The organism is Vibrio comitans (assembly GCA_024346835.1).
GTDB classification, from domain to species: domain Bacteria; phylum Pseudomonadota; class Gammaproteobacteria; order Enterobacterales; family Vibrionaceae; genus Vibrio; species Vibrio comitans.
The window spans coordinates 68,713-85,607 of the sequence record AP024866.1 but is presented as its reverse complement, the minus strand read 5'-3'; the positions used below and the strand labels follow the sequence as shown (position 1 = coordinate 85,607).

Here is a 16,895-nt window from a genome sequence, read left to right as displayed (position 1 = left end):
GATCGTCAATTAAGTGTTGTGAGTTCGGTTTACGCTATCAAGCCAACCCAATAAATACCCAGCAACCAATCCCGCAAGATGCGCAGCATTTGCAATCGCCATGAACGGTTGTACAAAGCCAAGCACTAACCAAATCAACATGAAGGCGAGTATAGGCTTAGGGATATCTAAACCAAACTGCGGAGCTCTTACCGAGAGTACCCATATATATCCAACCAAGGCATACACAACACCGCTTAGGCCGCCAAAGTTTGCACCCTCAATCCAGTACTGCGCACAGCCCGACAAAAGAGCAGAAACCAAGAAGATCTTAGTCAGACGACCTCGTCCCAATCTTTGCTCAATATCTCCACCTAATTGCCACCACCATAGTAAATTAAAGGTGATATGCAAAACGGAGAAGTGCAATACAGCATGGGAAACATAGCGCCAGATCTGCCACTGTTGATCGGCCATTGCCGGAAAGTGCAACAAGGAGAATACCTGCTGCTGCATTCCTAATAAACGCAAACCATAAATCACAACACAGATAAGCATGACCAACAGCGTCATCGGCCCTGCTTTGGCCTTTATCATCTGCAAGAAACTCGGCGTTGAGTAACTAAACTTTTGAGTGCGCGTCTCAGCCATATCCCAAGAAGCCGCTTGGTACTTCTTATCGTTAGGGTTCTTGAGAAACAACTCAAGCTCTTGCTGCACCCGAGGCAACTCAGCGTCATCATGTAGCCAGAGTACAAACTGGCCATCACCTTCTGGCATCTGTGAAACAGTGATCCGTTGTGATGCCATGTAATCAATAAATGCTTGTGCTATTCGTGGATTATTAAGTTGTATAAGGCGAATCATTCATGCGCCTCTATTGGCAGTTGCTGTCGCTGCCAAGCCTCAAATCCCCCATCAACACTAAATACTTGTTCAAAGCCTTGGTTTAACAAATATTGAGCAGCCCCAACACTGCTAATACCGTGGTAGCACAAAACCAGAATAGGGTCTTCAAACTCCACTGAGTTCATGAACTCTGCGATAGTCTGATTGGTCAAGTGGTACGCTCCTACAGGATGAGCCACTGTAAAGGCTTGGATGTCACGAATGTCTACCAATCTCGCTTGTTGGGTGGTCTGCATTTGGTGTGCTTCATTCACACTAATTCGTTGTACTTCTTCCATTATTTATTTGTCCTCAAAAAATCCTATCCAAAGCCTCTGAAAAATTTCATACCCAGCATTGGGATAACAGTGATCAAATAGCCACCAGCTGTGGGTAAATCTGTGGATTACGTTGATAAAGTGTTTTGATTAAAAATGATCCACTATATCTAGTATTGATCCTTAATAATGTGTTGATTCTAAATTATCTATCCCCACTCGATTTATCGATGATAACCCTTGCTTTAACTGAGTTAAAGACATGCTATCGAAATTTATCCCACAGAGTTATCCACAGATTAAGCTTGTCATGAAACACAGAAACCGATCCCAATAAAAAAGGCCAAGATCTCGCGATCTTGGCCTTTAAAATTCTTTGTTTAACTTAGAGATCGCCGACCGCTAATTTAAGCTTTTTCATCGCATTCTTTTCTAGCTGACGAATACGCTCAGCAGAAACACTGTAGGTATCAGCTAGGTCTTGCAACGTTTGCTTCTGATCATCTAACCAACGTGCGCGCACAATGTGCTGGCTACGCTCATCCAAAGTTGCTAGAGCATTTGCTAAGCGAGCATTGGTATGGCTTTCCCAGTTGTCCGCTTCAACATTGTCTGCGATATCAGATTCTTTATCCTCAAGATAAAGAGCAGGCGCTACTGGGTTGAAGTTCGCACTGTCATCGTCATCTGCTGAAAACTCAAAGGTTGCATCTTGGGCAGCTAAGCGAGATTCCATTTCACGAACCTCAGATGGTGACACACCTAGCTCTTTTGCTACCGTTTCAACTTCACCGTTGTTAAACCAACCTAAACGCTTTTTGTTTTTGCGCAGATTGAAAAACAGCTTACGTTGAGCCTTTGTGGTCGCAATCTTAACGATACGCCAGTTACGCAATACGTACTCATGAATTTCAGCTTTGATCCAATGAACAGCAAATGAAACAAGACGAACACCCACTTCAGGGTTAAATCGTTTCACCGCTTTCATTAATCCGATATTACCTTCCTGAACTAAGTCAGCTAGAGGAAGACCATAACCAGAATAACCACGAGCAACATGAACAACAAAACGCAAATGAGACAAAATCAGCTCTTTCGCAGCCTCAATCTCACCTTTGTAATGTAAACGCTCGGCAAGATCTCGCTCTTTCTCTGCGGTCAACATTGGGTAACCGTTTGCAGATCTGATGTAGCTATCTAAGCTATCTTGAGATACTAGTGCCATTGAAAACGTTTTATTAGCCATTCAATCCCTCATTCATCGAACTTTACAACCTATTCGCTATTAAATTAGCTACTGCTAAAAAAACAGCGGACTGGACATTATGCACAGAAATTCATCGAGGGCAACCCCTCGACTGTGAGCTGAGACATACACTCAGCCTCTTCCCACCTACTGAGACAAGTAAATTCTACACAGGTTCAATTTCAGAAAGATGACGGCGTGCTGAGGCTTGAGCTGCAAATAAACCGAGAAAGCTACCAATTAACAATAAGATAATTGATTCATCAAAACTCAAAGGACTCAAAACGAAACTGCTGTCATATAACGATGCGACTGATTGAACCGTACTTCCCAAGAAAAGTGACAACGCTAAAGTAATTAACCACGCAAACAACGAACCCAATAAACCAAACCACATCCCGGTATAAAGGTAAGGGCGAAGAATGAAGCTATTGGTCGCACCAAGAAACTTCATTACTTGAATCTCTTCTTTTCTCGCTAACACATTAAAGCGCATGGTATTGCCAATAATAAGCACCACAGCGACCAACATCATGCAGGCAAGTGCTAGAGCAAGCGCACTACTAAGCGCCTTAATCGCATCAAAGCGTTGTAACCAGTCTTGATCCACTCGCACATCCGTGAAGACCTCAACTGCATTAGCAAGGTCGAGGATATGTTGTTGCGTGGTATCAGAAGCTTGTGCAGGATGGATCACCAATAGTGCCGGTAATGCATAATCATCTAGCAAGCTGATAGCATCATTAAACCCAGAGTGCGAACTAAGGTCCTGCAACCCTTGCTGTGAAGAAATGTATTCGACACTCGCTATCGCATCATCGCCTTCAAGCTGATCCTTAATCAGCATAATGCGCGCTTCTGGTGTACCCTCTTGTAAGTAAGCACTTACCGCAGCAGGCTGACTCACTTGTTCTGCGGCATCTAGAATATTCTTTGCTACAACATAAAGGCTAGATGGCAACGCGAGTACTATCGCGATAACCGCTAAAGTGAACAGGTTCCCCAAAGGCCTTTGAGCGATATCACTTAGTGAACCTTTGGCGACTAGATAGTGAGAGCGAAAGTACCCAATTTTTTGTACTGAACTCTTATTGGCCATAACCTTCTGCCTCGCTCAAAAATCCTTGGTTCAATTCAAAACGGCGATATTGCTTTCGAGTTTCCATCATACCGACATCGTGAGTCGCGATAAGAATAGAAACGCCCGCACGATTAAACTCTTCAAATAACCTAAAGATACGATTGGAGAGCTCTGGATCTAGATTTCCGGTTGGCTCATCAGCAAGCAATAATGTCGGTCTGTTGACTACAGCGCGAGCAATACCTACTCGCTGCTGCTCTCCACCCGACAATTGGGTAGGTAGACAACGTGCCTTATCTAGCAAGCCAGTTTTATCCAAGGCCGCATTTACTCGACGTTTAATCTCGTTCTCTGCGATGGATTCGATGCGCATAGGCAAAGCCACATTATCATAGACACTTCTGTCCATCAGAAGGCGGTGATCTTGAAAGACTATGCCGATATTACGTCTAAGTAGAGGGATCTCTTTATCACCAATACGCGTAATGTCATGGCCATTGAACGCTATCTTACCGTCGGTAGGACGCTCCATAGCGCAAATCAGTTTGAGCAAAGTACTTTTGCCCGCCCCAGAGTGACCACCTAAAAAGGCCAACTCGCCCTTTCTTAGATGAAAGTCCACTTTCTGCAAAGCTTGATGGCCGCCGCGATAAGCCTTGCTAACCTGTTGAAAGTTAATCACTAAATCGTCCTTGCTGTGAGGTACTAATCTTCTCTACTAAACAATGCGTCGATGAACTCCTGAGTCTCAAATGGACGCAAATCATCAATACCCTCACCCACACCGATATAACGAATTGGGATCTTAAACTTGTCGGCAATAGCGAAGATAACACCACCTTTTGCTGTACCATCCAGTTTAGTCAACGTAATCCCAGTTACCGGAGCTACATCGCTGAATAGTTTCGCTTGGCTCATTGCGTTTTGACCAGTACCAGCGTCTAACGTCAACATGATCTCATGTGGAGCGCTGTCATCAATTTTCTTCATTACGCGAACAATCTTACGAAGCTCTTCCATAAGGTTGCTCTTGTTCTGTAGGCGCCCGGCCGTATCTGCAATAACAACATCGTAGCCTCGAGCTTTAGCTGCTTCGATTGCATCATAGATAACAGAAGCACTATCTGCTCCCGTGTGTTGAGCAACAACAGGAACATCATTGCGTTGTCCCCATACTTGAAGTTGCTCTACTGCCGCAGCACGGAAGGTATCACCCGCAGCTAGCATCACTTTTTGTCCTTGAGACTGGAATTGCTTGGCTAGCTTACCAATAGTTGTCGTTTTACCGACACCATTCACACCCACCATTAAAATAACGTATGGTGTTTTTTGCTCATCGATCTGCAACGGCTGCTCTACTTGCGCTAATATCTCGGCAAGTTCCAACTTCAGTAAGTCATATAGCGCTTCACCGTCTTTTAACTGCTGGCGAGAGGCTTTCTCTGTGAGGCTATCGATGATTTTCATGGTTGTTTCCATGCCTACATCAGCAATCAGAAGTTGCTCTTCCAGCTCTTCAAACAAATCATCATCAATCTCTTTGCCCTTAAACAGGCCAAAGAAACCCGCACCAATATTTGCTTTAGTACGAGCAAGACTGCGTTTTAGTCGAGCAAAGAAGCTTTCTGTTGGCTTTTCCTGAACCTCAGGTTGAATAACTTCAGGTGCTTTTTCTTCTGCTTCTAGCTGTTCCGGCTCTTGCTCGCTTTCTTGTTCAACGGGTTGTTCTTCAACAGGCTCTAACTCTACGACTTCGTTCTCAAGCGTTTCGGTCGGCGTAGCTTCCTGCTCAGCAACTTCAGCTTCAGGCTGCTGCTGTTCATTAATGTCCGCTTCTTTTTGTTCTGGTTGTGTTTGTTCCTCTTCACCAAAACCAAGCCAAGACAATAAGCCGCGTTTTTTCTTATCCGTCATCGGAGACTATCCCAGTTACTTTATGATTCGTGCATATATACCGTGCCAATCGGCACGGTACGTTCAATTAGCGATGATTAATCTCGTGTTTACGAGTACAATTTTAAAATAATCAATAGGGTATGATACCACTTATTCGATGGCCAAAAACAGCATGAGAAAACATCAACGCACCTCTTCTTCACAAAATAGCAAGGGTTCAGGCTCAATCCGCATCATCAGTGGCTTGTGGCGCGGACGAAAATTACCTGTTCATGATGCAGAAGGATTACGTCCAACGACAGATCGAGTGAAGGAAACCTTGTTCAATTGGATTGCCAATGACATTCCACATGCACGTTGCCTAGACCTGTTCGCAGGCTCTGGAGGGCTAGGATTTGAAGCGGCTTCAAGACAGGCGGAAGAAGTCACCTTGATAGAGTTAAATAGCCAAGCTTTTCAACAGCTTCAACAAAACGCACAGACCGTTAAAGCGACAAACATCAACGTATTGAATCAAAATTCACTAAACTTCTTGAAACAAGAAGGGCAGCCATACGATATTGTGTTTATCGACCCTCCATTTAGACAAGGTTTACTAGCAGAAAGCATAGAACTGTTGGAAAACAATCACTGGCTCAACGATCAAGCATTGATTTACATTGAGACTGAAAAAGAATTGGAGATGCCTGCCCTGCCAGAAAACTGGCAATTACATCGTGAAAAAGTGGCGGGACAAGTTAGATTTCAACTATTTATAAGAGAGCAGTAATGAAATATCTTTTAATGCTAGCAAAGGCCGCAATCGCCTTTGTGTGGTTTGTATTGATTTTTAATATTTTTCATCCGTTTCCGGGTAAAGCCGCTATCGCACTTTACATCATGACCGCATTCCTACTCATGATGCATGGTCTTCAATCGGCAATATTCCTTGGTGCTTTTGGAGACAAAGTGAAACTTACGTCTTGGGAAAAATGGTCTATCTTAATCTTCGGTATCTTTGCCCTACTCGATATTCGACGTAAATACATGATGGATTAGTCAGAGTTAGACAAACCGAAAAACGCACTTGAAAGTGCGTTTTTTTGTGCTTAAAACCATACACTTCAGATCCAAAAAAGCCCCATTCTTTCGAGTAGAGCTTCGTATGATTGTCGGTGAAGAGGGATTCGATGCGACTGGGCTTTCAGCTCCAGACGCAAAAAAGCCCTACTCTTTCGAGTAGGGCTTCGTATGATGGTCGGTGAAGAGGGATTCGAACCCCCGACCCTCTGGTCCCAAACCAGATGCGCTACCAAGCTGCGCTATTCACCGACTTATGTTTCGTTCTGATTAAATCAAAACAGGGAACCGAGGTTACCTTAATCAATGGGGTGGCTAACGAGATTCGAACTCGCGACCACCGGAATCACAATCCAGGGCTCTACCAACTGAGCTATAGCCACCACTGATCTTTTATTGCCATCGCATATTTGCCATGACCAATTGTAGTGGTCGGTGAAGAGGGATTCGAACCCCCGACCCTCTGGTCCCAAACCAGATGCGCTACCAAGCTGCGCTATTCACCGACAAATTTCATCCCGATTTAAAATCGAAATAGGAAACCGAAGTTACCGAAATAATGGGGTGGCTAACGAGATTCGAACTCGCGACCACCGGAATCACAATCCAGGGCTCTACCAACTGAGCTATAGCCACCACTATTTTTTGCCAATATGCTGTTTCTCAAAACAAGCTTCCGGATGGTACGCCCGAAAGGATTCGAACCTTCGACCTTTGGCTCCGGAGGCCAACGCTCTATCCAGCTGAGCTACGGGCGCATGCCCTATCGGCGGAGTGGAATAATACGGATATCACACTTTGCCGTCTAGTACTTTTTCAGATTTTTTTTGTGTTTGCGCTTTTTTTCTACGAAAACGATCACTTATAGTAGGTTTCGAGATGTGATTTAACCCTCGCCCCAGTAAAGATATGGTTTAATGCAACAATCATAAGATATATAATCACTCAACATTTACAACACCTTAACAGTTAGTTGTTCCATTTTGTGCGAACTGCGTACAAATGTTCATCTGGTTGGCGCTTACTCAGGAATTAAAAGAGAGTTAATGGATATGTCTCGTAAACTTATAACCCTATTTACAGCCGCGCTTGTATTCTCCGGAGCTAGCTTCGCCTCTTCGAGCCAAGAAGATTATGATGCGATTGCTGAGCGAATTAAGCCAGTGGGCGATGTTTATCTTGCTGGAGCAGAACCAGAGCAAGAAGTTGCCTCAGGCCCTCGAGACGGCGCAACTATCTATGGAACATTCTGCGTAGCTTGTCATGGTACAGGTGTGAGCGGTGCTCCTAAAATCAACGATGCGGCAGATTGGAGCGCACGTATTGCTCAAGGTAAAGAAACGATGGCAGATCACGCTATCAACGGCTTCAACGCAATGCCTGCACGTGGTGCTTGTATGGATTGTAGCGATGACGAAATCATTGCCGCTATCGACCATATGATTGCCGACCTTTAAAAGAAAGGCCTGCTGATACAAGCAAAAAAGATGGCCAAGGCCATCTTTTTTAATTTTAAATCAATTACTTTTTGAACATTGCTCTTAGATTTGCAATATGGGCCTGTCCTTTTTCCATACGCTCTTCTTTGGTTTGTTCTTTCTTCTTGGCTTCCCACTCTAAGTCATCGAATGGAAGCTCATCTAAAAATCGGCTTTGGGTTGGCTTGATAAGCTCACCGTATTGACGACGTTCTTTACACACAGTAAAACTCAATTCTTTCTGGGCACGAGTAATGCCGACATACATTAAGCGACGCTCTTCTTCGACGTTATCTTCATCAATGCTGGTTTGGTGTGGCAAGATCCCCTCTTCAGCCCCCATCAGATAGACATAAGGGAACTCGAGTCCTTTTGATGCATGCAAGGTCATCAATTGAACCTGATCGGCCTCAGCATCATCTTCTCCACGCTCCATCATGTCACGCAGGGTTAAGCGTTGAACAACTTCCTTAAGAGTCTTCTCTTCTTTGTCGTAGTTGTCCCCTTCAAGATCGGCCACTATCCAAGAATAAAGATCTGACACATTCTTCATGCGCATTTCGGCTGCTTTAGGGCTAGAAGACGTTTCATACAGCCAGTCTTCGTACTTGATATCACGCACTAGACTGCGAACGGCCTCAACGGTATTGCCACGCTCAGCGTTGTCTCCCACCCTGACGAGCCATTCCGTAAAGCGGCGCAGGCTTTCTAAACCCTTACCAGTGAGGGTCTGCTCTAATCCAAGCTCAAACGATGCCTCGAACAAACTCTTCCCGCGCATGTTGGCATAACTGCCTAATTTCTCGAGGGTGACAGGGCCTATCTCTCTGCGTGGCGTATTCACGATACGCAAAAACGCATTATCGTCATCCGGGTTCACAAGCACTCTTAGGTAGGCCATGACATCTTTGATCTCAGCTCGAGCAAAAAACGAAGTCCCGCCAGAAATACGATAAGGTACTCGGTTCTGCATTAACGACTTTTCAATCAGACGCGATTGATGATTGCCGCGATAGAGAATGGCGTAATCTTTGTAGTGGGTGCGGTTCACAAACTTATGAGCAATTATCTCACCTGTAATTCTCTCGGCTTCATGGTCTTCATTTTTGGCCAAGAGTACTTTGAGCTTTTCTCCATCAGGTATCTCTGAGAAGAGTTTCTTCTCATACACGTGTGGATTGTTTGCAATTAAGATGTTTGCCGAGCGCAGGATGCGACTGGTAGAGCGGTAGTTCTGCTCCAGTTTAATCAGTTTCAAGCTTGGGTAATCTTCACCAAGCAAAACCAAGTTTTGAGGCTTAGCACCACGCCAAGAATAGATAGACTGATCATCATCGCCTACCACAGTCAATCGCCCACGCTCACCAACCAACAGCTTAACAAGCTCATACTGACTGGTGTTGGTATCTTGGTACTCATCTACTAGAAGGTAACGAATACGAGCTCTCCAACGCTCTCGCACTTCCTCGTTTTGCTTTAAAAGCAATACAGGCATCAGAATCAAGTCATCAAAGTCTAAGGCGTTGTAGGCAACCATTTGGCGCTGGTACATCTCGAAACAGTCGGCAAATAACGTATGTTGTTCACCCTGCGCCGAGGCTCTTGCTTGAGCTGGCGTCAGCATGTCGTTCTTCCAGTTTGAAATGGTACTGACTAGCTGACGGAGCAAATCTTTATCACCATCTAACAAGTCTTCCGTAAGCTCTTTGAGCATCGAAAGCTGGTCTTGGTCATCAAAAAGAGAAAAGCCGGCCTTTAGGCCTAGTGCTTTGTATTCTCGGCGAATGATATTTAGACCTAAGGTATGGAAAGTAGAAACCATTAAGCCTTTTGACTCATTCTTGCCCAAAGTCTGCCCAACACGCTCTTTCATCTCTCGTGCTGCTTTGTTGGTAAAAGTCACCGCTGCGATATTGCGAGCCTTATAGCCACATTGCTGAACTAAATAGGCAATCTTGTTAGTAATGACTCGAGTTTTACCTGAGCCTGCACCGGCCAATACCAGGCAAGGCCCTGACACAAATTTTACCGCTTGGTCTTGCTGTGGATTCAGTCTCATAACGCCACCGAGATACAAAAAAGGGCTCTAATCATACTGGTCACCTTGCTCATTTCCAATCGAATTTTCCTTTTCCAGATGCTTACCTATGCTTACAAATGGTTGCATTTCGTTAATCGATCATTAGAATGAATGAACGTTCATTCATTTGGGTGGGGAATGTTATATCTATGGCATCAAAAACCAAGCGCAAAGACATCTTAGAAGCTGCTGTGACTATTTTGGGTCGTGATGGCTTCAACGGCCTTTCGATTCAAAAACTTGCGAAAGAAGCCAAGATGGCGGCAGGCACTGTTTATCTCTACTTCAAAGACAAGGATAGCGTAATCGCAGAGGTTAGACTCTGGCTAACAAAGCAGGTCGCCGACATTATTCAGAAGGATGTGCTCCCTAATCAGTCTCTCTATAAAAGGTACGAAACTATGTGCCACAACGTATGGAGTATTGGGGGATCGCAACTCGGGTTATTACAAACTCGAATGCAATATGAGTCGTTACCTTCGCCTTTAAGCAATGAAATTCGAAACCTAGAGAAAAAACTGTTTGATCGGCTGCTCAATGTCTTTGAAGAGGGCAGACAGTCCGAAGAACTTAAAAATTTACCCGATTCGGTTTTATATAGCCTAAGTCTGGAAAGCTGTGTTGCATTAACTCGCAAACATTTCCAAGGAATAGAACCCATCGACAGCAAAACTTATCAACTGGCCATCCAAGCAAGCTGGGACGCCATTACAACTAAATAACTGGAGAACCGTTCCATGAAAAAGTGGACACTAATCATGCTTATTATTGCTATCGCCCTGTTCGGTAGCGTGATTGGCTTCAATATCTTCAAACAGCAGAAGATAGCGGAATACATGGCGAATCGCCCAGAGCCAGAGTATCCAGTTACCGTAATGACGGCCTCTGCTGAAGAGTGGACGCCAAGCATCGACGCGATTGGATTCATTGAACCACTGCAGGGGGTAACACTGACTGCAGAGGCAAGTGGCATCGTAACCAAGATCAACTTTGTCTCAGGTCAGCAGGTTTCTAAAGGTGCCTCTTTGGTGCAACTGGACTCTGATGTTGAAAAAGCGAATCTACAAAGTGCTCAAGCGCGATTCCCTGCTTCAGAAGCAAAATACAAACGTTACAAAGGCCTGATTAAGAAAGGCGCTATCTCTCAAGCAGACTTCGATGATGCTGAAGCCTCCTACTTGTCGTTGAAAGCCGATATTGCTGGCCTAAAAGCAACGATCGATCGCAGAGACGTGAATGCACCGTTTTCAGGCGTGATTGGTATTCGCGGTGTTAACCTTGGTGAGTACATGCAAGCCGGCAGCCGAATCGCTCGCTTAGAAGACATTAGTGTCATGCGTATGCGTTTTACTGTTTCGCAAAATGATATCTCTCGTATCAACATTGGTCAGGCGATTCGCATCGAAGTTGACTCTTACCCAGGTAGCATTTTTGATGGCACTATTTCTGCGATAGAGCCAGCAATTAACTATCAGAGTGGTTTGCTACAAGTGCAGGCTGAGATCCCAAATACTCAAGGTGAATTGAGATCGGGCATGTTCGCTCGCGCACAAATTGTATTACCAAAACTTCAAGATCAGGTTGTACTGCCTCAAGTAGCCATCACCTATACCCTATACGGCGATAGCGTATTCGTTCTCGATGAAGAAACTCATCGTGTTGCACAGCGTGTCATTAAGACAGGTGAGCGCGACCAAGATAAAGTGCGAATTCTAGATGGTGTTAAGCCTGGTGAAGTGGTTGTGACTTCTGGTCAAGTACGCCTAAGTAATGAGTCTAAAGTGAAGATTGTGGAAAGTGACGCTACTACTCCACCTGCTGAACTTCCGATGCTGTAAGGGATAAATAATGCGATTTACAGACATTTTCATAAAGCGCCCAATACTCGCGGTCTCTATCAGCTTTTTGATAGCCCTGCTAGGTATGCAAGCCATCTTCAAGATGCAGGTGCGTGAATACCCTGAAATGACCAACACTGTGGTTACGGTATCAACCAGTTACTACGGTGCTAGTGCTGATCTGATTCAGGGCTTTATTACTCAGCCACTTGAGCAAGCTATCGCTCAGGCTGACAATATCGACTTTATGACTTCTCAATCAGTGCTTGGTAGCTCTACCATTACTGTCACCATGAAGCTAAACACTGACCCGAATGCCGCGTTAGCGGACATACTCGCTAAAACCAACTCGGTTCGTTCTCAGCTTCCTAAGGAGTCGGAAGATCCTACTGTAACCATGTCGACAGGTTCGACAACCGCGGTTATGTATATAGGTTTCACTAGTGATGAGCTGGCTTCAAGCCAAATCACTGACTACCTTGAACGCGTTATTAACCCTCAGTTATTTACCGTGAATGGCGTATCCAAAATCGACCTTTACGGTGGTATGAAGTACGCACTACGTGTATGGCTAGATCCTGAAAAAATGGCCGGCTTGCAACTCACCGCAACTGACGTAATGGGTGTACTAGATGCTAACAACTTCCAGTCTGCAACGGGTCAGGCAACAGGTGCTTTAGTTCTCTACAATGGTAGTGCCAACACTCAGGTTTCCAACGTCGAAGAGCTAAAAAACCTCGTTGTTAAACAAGACGGTGGTCAAGTGGTTCGCCTTAGCGATATAGCAAAGGTAACCCGTGAGAAGAGTCACGATATCTATCGCGCAAGTGCCAATGGTCAAGAGGCGGTTGTAGCTGCAATCAACGGTGCACCAAGTGCTAACCCAATTAACATCGCTGCTGATGTTCTAGAGCTTTTGCCACAACTCGAAAAAAACCTGCCTACCAATATCAAGATGCAGGTAATGTATGACTCAACAGTTGCGATCAACGAATCAATTCAAGAGGTAGCAAAAACCATTCTTGAAGCGGCTCTAATTGTATTGGTCGTAATCACCTTGTTCTTGGGCTCTTACCGTGCAGTACTGATCCCTATCGTGACCATTCCGCTATCACTTATTGGTGTAGCTATGTTCATGCAAGCTTTAGGGTTCTCTTGGAACTTGATGACCTTGTTGGCAATGGTATTGGCAATCGGCTTGGTAGTGGATGACGCCATCGTGGTACTGGAGAACGTCGACCGGCATATTAAGCTGGGCGAAACCCCGTTTAGGGCCGCGATTATCGGTACTCGAGAGATCGCAGTTCCAGTTATTGCAATGACTCTGACTCTCGGTGCAGTTTACGCTCCAATTGCCTTAATGGGTGGTATAACAGGTTCTTTATTTAAGGAATTTGCTCTCACCTTGGCAGGAGCGGTATTTGTCTCTGGGATTATCGCGTTGACGCTAAGTCCTATGATGTGCGCAACCATCCTTAAGCAGAATGAACAACCGAACCGCTTTGAGCAATTTGTTCATAAGAAACTGGATGCCCTAAGTGAGTCTTATGCTGCTGCACTTGCTTCAGTTATGCAGCACCGAAGCGTAGTCATTGTCTTTGCATTGATTGTATTCGGTAGCTTACCCTTGCTGTTCAAGTTTATTCCAAGTGAATTGGCACCGTCAGAAGATAAGGGTGTGGTTATGATGATGGGTACAGGCCCATCGAATGCGAACCTGGATTACCTGCAGAACACCATGAATGATGTCAATGATATCCTCAACGAGCAGCCAGAAGTCGCCTATGCACAGATCTTTACCGGTGTACCTAACTCAAATCAGGCATTTGGTATCGCGTCTTTGAAACCGTGGAGTCAGCGTGAAGCGAGCCAATCTGAGATCACTAACCGCGTTTCTGGCTTAATCTCAGATGTACCTGGTATGGCAATCACTGCATTCCAGATGCCAGAGCTTCCTGGTGCAGGTTCAGGCCTTCCGATTCAGTTTGTTATCACTACACCAAACAGCTTCGAGAGTTTGTTCCAGATTGCGACCAACACACTTGCTGAAGTAAATGCAAACCCACAGTTTGTCTATTCAGATCTCGACCTGAACTATGATTCAGCGACGATGAAGATCACCATAGATAAAGACAAAGCAGGTGCTTATGGCGTTACCATGCAAGATATTGGTATCACTCTAAGTACTATGATGGCTGATGGTTATGTTAACCGTATCGACTTGTATGGTCGTTCATACGAGGTTATCCCACAGGTAGAGCGTAAGTTCCGAATGAACCCTGAATCAATGAACAACTATTACGTACGTTCATCTACAGGCGACTCTGTACCATTGGGCAGTTTGATATCCATCGATGTTATTCCTCAGCCTAGGTCTTTACCTCACTTTAACCAGTTGAATTCAGCAACTGTGGGTGTGGTTCCAGCTCCTGGTGTTGCTATGGGTGATGCAATCGCATGGTTTGAAGCTACAGCAGCGGAAAAACTACCAAGTGGATACAACCATGACTATATGGGTGAATCTCGTCAATTTGTGACTGAAGGAAGCGCGTTATACACTACCTTCTTGTTAGCAATCGCGATCATCTTCTTGGTACTGGCGATACAATTTGAGTCTCTACGTGATCCACTAGTCATCATGGTATCCGTACCACTGGCGATTAGTGGAGCGTTGATAGCGTTGGCTTGGGGACTATCAACTATGAACATCTACTCACAGGTAGGATTGATTACGCTGGTTGGTCTTATTACCAAACACGGCATCTTGATCTGTGAGGTAGCAAAAGAAGAGCAGTTACATCATCAACGTAATCGTATTGATGCAGTGATGGCGGCAGCTAAGGTACGTCTGAGACCTATCCTAATGACCACTGCAGCAATGATTGCAGGTTTGATACCTCTAATGTACGCAACAGGTGCAGGTGCAGCACAGCGCTTTAGTATAGGTATCGTAATTGTTGCCGGTCTTGCCATTGGTACTGTGTTTACTTTGTTCGTACTGCCAGTTATCTACAGCTTCCTTGCTTCCGAGCACAAGCCATTGCCAGAGTTTGATGAAAACGAAATCGTTGAATCAAACTAATCCAAGGTAATTAACGTAAGAAGGCTCAGAAATGAGCCTTTTTTTATATCAAAAACAAATATCTGTCTCGATATTGTTTGCGACAAGAGACGATGAATTGCTTAGAATATAACAAACGATTTTGGAGAAACGCCCCTATGTTCGACCCTAAAAAACTAGAGCAGATTGCAAAGCAAATTCATGAATCTATGCCTCAGCCAGTGAAAGACCTAGGCACTGACGTTGATCAAAAAGTCCGTCAAGTCATTCAAGCTCAACTAAACAAGCTAGACGTGATCAGTCGTGAAGAGTTTGAGGTTCAAACCCAAGTATTACTTCGCACTCGTCAAAAGCTGAACGAGATGGAAAAGAAGATGGCCGATCTAGAAGAGAAGCTTTCGACTAAAGGCGAATAACCACCTCACGCACAAACAAAAAGGCTTGGTATTTTCATACCAAGCCTTTTTTACGTTAACAGTACCGCCGAACTCATCGGCGGACTTTTAATTAACGATTAACCACCAACAGCAATACGCTTCATGTCAGTCATGTAGCCACGTAGTTCTTCACCTACGTACTCAACTGGGTGGTTACGAATTGCTTCGTTCACTTCGATTAGACGTTGGTTGTCAGCGTAGTTAGATGCTTCGCCTAAGCCTTTACCGATAACGTCTGTTGCTACTGAAGGCATGAACTTCTCACGTAGAAGCGGAGTTGCTACGTTTGCGAATAGGTAGTTACCGTACTCAGCTGTATCAGAGATAACAACGTTCATTTCGTATAGACGCTTACGTGCAACTGTGTTCGCGATTAGCGGAAGCTCGTGCAGTGATTCATAGTAAGCAGATTCATCGATAATGCCTGAAGCTGTCATTGCTTCAAACGCAAGCTCAACACCAGCGCGAACCATAGCGATCATTAGGATACCGTTATCGAAGTACTCTTGCTCAGAGATCTCTACATCAGACTCTGGGTAGTTTTCGAAGTCAGTTTCACCTGTCTCTTCACGCCACTTGAATAGGTTAACATCGTCATTTGACCAGTCAGCCATCATAGTGCGAGAGAATTCGCCTTGGATGATGTCATCCATGTGCTTGTTGTAAAGCGGACGCATAAGATCTTTAAGCTCTTCAGAAAGGTCAAAAGCGCGGATCTTAGCAGGGTTTGATAGACGGTCCATCATGTGAGTGATACCACCGAACTTCAGTGCTTCAGTGATTGTTTCCCAGCCGTACTGAAGAAGCTTACCTGCGTAACCAGCATCGATGCCGTCAGCAATCATCTTCTCGTAACATACGATAGAACCCGCTTGTAGCATGCCACAAAGGATAGTTTGCTCACCCATTAGGTCAGACTTAACCTCAGCAACAAAAGAAGACTCTAGACAACCTGCGCGGTGACCACCTGTACCTGCAGCCCAAGCTTTAGCGATATCCCAACCTTCGCCTTTAGGGTCATTTTCTGGGTGAACAGCGATCAATGTTGGTACGCCGAAACCACGCTTATACTCTTCACGAACTTCAGTACCTGGGCACTTAGGTGCAACCATCACTACTGTAAGGTCTTCACGAATCTGCATGCCTTCTTCAACAACGTTAAAGCCGTGAGAGTAGCCTAGTGCAGCGCCTTCTTTCATTAGAGGCATTACTGTTTCAACAACATTGCTGTGTTGCTTGTCTGGAGTTAGGTTAACAACTAGGTCTGCTTGAGGAATTAGAGTCTCGTAACTACCTACTTCAAAGCCATTCTCTTTTGCGTTTTTGAAAGATTGGCGTTGCTCATCAATAGCAGCTTGGCGTAGTGCATAAGATACATCTAGGCCAGAATCGCGCATGTTCAAGCCTTGGTTTAGGCCTTGAGCACCACAACCTACGATAACCACTTTCTTACCTTTTAGGTAATCAGCTTCTGTAGCAAATTCAGAACGGTCCATAAAACGGCAACGACCCAATTGGTCCAATTGCTCACGTAGGTTTAGCGTGTTGAAATAGTTAGCCATGACGGGCTCTCC

Annotated in this window: 15 protein-coding genes and 5 tRNA genes; 7 read left to right on the top strand and 13 right to left on the bottom strand. The window is 44.9% G+C overall.

Annotation, left to right across the window (positions count from 1 at the left end):
- Positions 1–9 precede the first annotated feature (9 nt).
- From glpG to ftsY, 6 genes are all read right to left on the bottom strand, one after another.
- Positions 10–846, bottom strand: coding sequence for a rhomboid family intramembrane serine protease GlpG (gene glpG, locus OCU46_RS00420; RefSeq protein ID WP_141273614.1), 837 nt, complete (start codon positions 844–846; stop codon positions 10–12).
- Positions 843–1,166, bottom strand: coding sequence for a thiosulfate sulfurtransferase GlpE (gene glpE / locus OCU46_RS00415; protein ID WP_141273612.1), 324 nt, complete (start codon positions 1,164–1,166; stop codon positions 843–845). Before glpE ends, glpG begins: the two co-directional genes overlap by 4 nt.
- 364 nt (positions 1,167–1,530) lie before the next feature.
- Positions 1,531–2,391, bottom strand: coding sequence for an RNA polymerase sigma factor RpoH (gene rpoH / locus OCU46_RS00410; protein ID WP_141273610.1), 861 nt, complete (start codon positions 2,389–2,391; stop codon positions 1,531–1,533).
- A 166-nt stretch (positions 2,392–2,557) separates the two neighbouring features.
- Positions 2,558–3,490, bottom strand: a complete 933-nt coding sequence (gene ftsX, locus OCU46_RS00405; RefSeq protein WP_141273608.1) for a permease-like cell division protein FtsX — start codon at positions 3,488–3,490, stop codon at positions 2,558–2,560.
- A complete protein-coding gene (gene ftsE / locus OCU46_RS00400) occupies positions 3,480–4,154 on the bottom strand; it encodes a cell division ATP-binding protein FtsE (RefSeq protein WP_141273606.1) in 675 nt (224 codons plus the stop codon). The genes ftsX and ftsE overlap by 11 nt, the downstream gene beginning before the upstream one ends.
- A gap of 23 nt (positions 4,155–4,177) precedes the next feature.
- Entirely contained in the window at positions 4,178–5,386 is a 1,209-nt protein-coding gene (gene ftsY, locus OCU46_RS00395) for a signal recognition particle-docking protein FtsY (RefSeq protein WP_141273604.1), read from the bottom strand.
- A 154-nt stretch (positions 5,387–5,540) separates the two neighbouring features.
- On the opposite strand from ftsY, the gene rsmD reads away from it, so the two are divergent.
- Positions 5,541–6,137 carry a 16S rRNA (guanine(966)-N(2))-methyltransferase RsmD gene (gene rsmD / locus OCU46_RS00390; RefSeq protein ID WP_208733581.1) on the top strand — a complete coding sequence of 199 codons (597 nt, stop codon included), beginning with the start codon at positions 5,541–5,543 and terminating at the stop codon, positions 6,135–6,137.
- Complete coding sequence (locus OCU46_RS00385) at positions 6,137–6,406, top strand: DUF1145 domain-containing protein (RefSeq protein WP_141273600.1); 270 nt, start codon at positions 6,137–6,139, stop codon at positions 6,404–6,406. The genes rsmD and OCU46_RS00385 overlap by 1 nt, the downstream gene beginning before the upstream one ends.
- A gap of 196 nt (positions 6,407–6,602) precedes the next feature.
- Here the strand turns inward: OCU46_RS00385 and OCU46_RS00380 are convergent.
- The 5 genes from OCU46_RS00380 to OCU46_RS00360 form a co-directional block, all read right to left on the bottom strand.
- A tRNA-Pro gene (locus OCU46_RS00380) sits at positions 6,603–6,679 on the bottom strand.
- Positions 6,680–6,734: 55 nt separating this feature from the next.
- Positions 6,735–6,810 (bottom strand) — tRNA-His (locus OCU46_RS00375).
- A 46-nt stretch (positions 6,811–6,856) separates the two neighbouring features.
- Positions 6,857–6,933: transfer RNA gene (locus OCU46_RS00370), tRNA-Pro, on the bottom strand.
- A 54-nt stretch (positions 6,934–6,987) separates the two neighbouring features.
- A tRNA-His gene (locus OCU46_RS00365) sits at positions 6,988–7,063 on the bottom strand.
- Between the two features lie 45 nt (positions 7,064–7,108).
- Positions 7,109–7,185 (bottom strand) — tRNA-Arg (locus OCU46_RS00360).
- A 288-nt stretch (positions 7,186–7,473) separates the two neighbouring features.
- Between OCU46_RS00360 and OCU46_RS00355 the strand changes: the two genes are divergently transcribed.
- On the top strand, positions 7,474–7,884 hold the full coding sequence (locus OCU46_RS00355) for a c-type cytochrome (RefSeq protein WP_102427437.1): 411 nt from the start codon (positions 7,474–7,476) through the stop codon (positions 7,882–7,884).
- A 64-nt stretch (positions 7,885–7,948) separates the two neighbouring features.
- Here the strand turns inward: OCU46_RS00355 and rep are convergent, their stop codons facing one another.
- Positions 7,949–9,964, bottom strand: coding sequence for a DNA helicase Rep (gene rep / locus OCU46_RS00350; RefSeq protein ID WP_141273598.1), 2,016 nt, complete (start codon positions 9,962–9,964; stop codon positions 7,949–7,951).
- A 170-nt stretch (positions 9,965–10,134) separates the two neighbouring features.
- Here rep and OCU46_RS00345 point away from each other — a divergent pair, with 170 nt between their 5' ends.
- From OCU46_RS00345 to ubiK, 4 genes are all read left to right on the top strand, one after another.
- Positions 10,135–10,707, top strand: a complete 573-nt coding sequence (locus OCU46_RS00345) for a TetR/AcrR family transcriptional regulator (protein WP_141273596.1) — start codon at positions 10,135–10,137, stop codon at positions 10,705–10,707.
- 15 nt (positions 10,708–10,722) lie between these two features.
- On the top strand, positions 10,723–11,823 hold the full coding sequence (locus OCU46_RS00340) for an efflux RND transporter periplasmic adaptor subunit (RefSeq protein ID WP_141273594.1): 1,101 nt from the start codon (positions 10,723–10,725) through the stop codon (positions 11,821–11,823).
- A 10-nt stretch (positions 11,824–11,833) separates the two neighbouring features.
- Complete coding sequence (locus tag OCU46_RS00335; RefSeq protein WP_141273592.1) at positions 11,834–14,905, top strand: multidrug efflux RND transporter permease subunit; 3,072 nt, start codon at positions 11,834–11,836, stop codon at positions 14,903–14,905.
- Positions 14,906–15,042: 137 nt separating this feature from the next.
- Positions 15,043–15,300 (top strand): ubiquinone biosynthesis accessory factor UbiK, encoded by a 258-nt coding sequence (gene ubiK, locus OCU46_RS00330; RefSeq protein WP_141273590.1) that lies wholly within the window; start codon positions 15,043–15,045, stop codon positions 15,298–15,300.
- Positions 15,301–15,398: 98 nt separating this feature from the next.
- Here ubiK and ilvC read toward each other — a convergent pair whose 3' ends face one another.
- Positions 15,399–16,883: a ketol-acid reductoisomerase gene (gene ilvC, locus OCU46_RS00325; protein ID WP_141273588.1), complete on the bottom strand. Its 1,485-nt coding sequence runs from the start codon at positions 16,881–16,883 to the stop codon at positions 15,399–15,401.
- Positions 16,884–16,895: the final 12 nt, after the last annotated feature.

What these genes read in the sequence shown, in the direction of transcription:
- OCU46_RS00335 (WP_141273592.1), top strand. Translation starts at nt 11,834, where the DNA reads ATGCGATTTACAGACATTTTCATAAAGCGCCCAATACTCGCGGTCTCT.
- ftsY (WP_141273604.1), bottom strand. Translation starts at nt 5,386, where the DNA reads ATGACGGATAAGAAAAAACGCGGCTTATTGTCTTGGCTTGGTTTTGGT.
- rpoH (WP_141273610.1), bottom strand. Translation starts at nt 2,391, where the DNA reads ATGGCTAATAAAACGTTTTCAATGGCACTAGTATCTCAAGATAGCTTA.
- ilvC (WP_141273588.1), bottom strand. Translation starts at nt 16,883, where the DNA reads ATGGCTAACTATTTCAACACGCTAAACCTACGTGAGCAATTGGACCAA.
- OCU46_RS00345 (WP_141273596.1), top strand. Translation starts at nt 10,135, where the DNA reads ATGGCATCAAAAACCAAGCGCAAAGACATCTTAGAAGCTGCTGTGACT.
- OCU46_RS00355 (WP_102427437.1), top strand. Translation starts at nt 7,474, where the DNA reads ATGGATATGTCTCGTAAACTTATAACCCTATTTACAGCCGCGCTTGTA.
- ftsX (WP_141273608.1), bottom strand. Translation starts at nt 3,490, where the DNA reads ATGGCCAATAAGAGTTCAGTACAAAAAATTGGGTACTTTCGCTCTCAC.
- glpG (WP_141273614.1), bottom strand. Translation starts at nt 846, where the DNA reads ATGATTCGCCTTATACAACTTAATAATCCACGAATAGCACAAGCATTT.
- glpE (WP_141273612.1), bottom strand. Translation starts at nt 1,166, where the DNA reads ATGGAAGAAGTACAACGAATTAGTGTGAATGAAGCACACCAAATGCAG.
- OCU46_RS00385 (WP_141273600.1), top strand. Translation starts at nt 6,137, where the DNA reads ATGAAATATCTTTTAATGCTAGCAAAGGCCGCAATCGCCTTTGTGTGG.
- rep (WP_141273598.1), bottom strand. Translation starts at nt 9,964, where the DNA reads ATGAGACTGAATCCACAGCAAGACCAAGCGGTAAAATTTGTGTCAGGG.
- rsmD (WP_208733581.1), top strand. Translation starts at nt 5,541, where the DNA reads ATGAGAAAACATCAACGCACCTCTTCTTCACAAAATAGCAAGGGTTCA.
- OCU46_RS00340 (WP_141273594.1), top strand. Translation starts at nt 10,723, where the DNA reads ATGAAAAAGTGGACACTAATCATGCTTATTATTGCTATCGCCCTGTTC.
- ubiK (WP_141273590.1), top strand. Translation starts at nt 15,043, where the DNA reads ATGTTCGACCCTAAAAAACTAGAGCAGATTGCAAAGCAAATTCATGAA.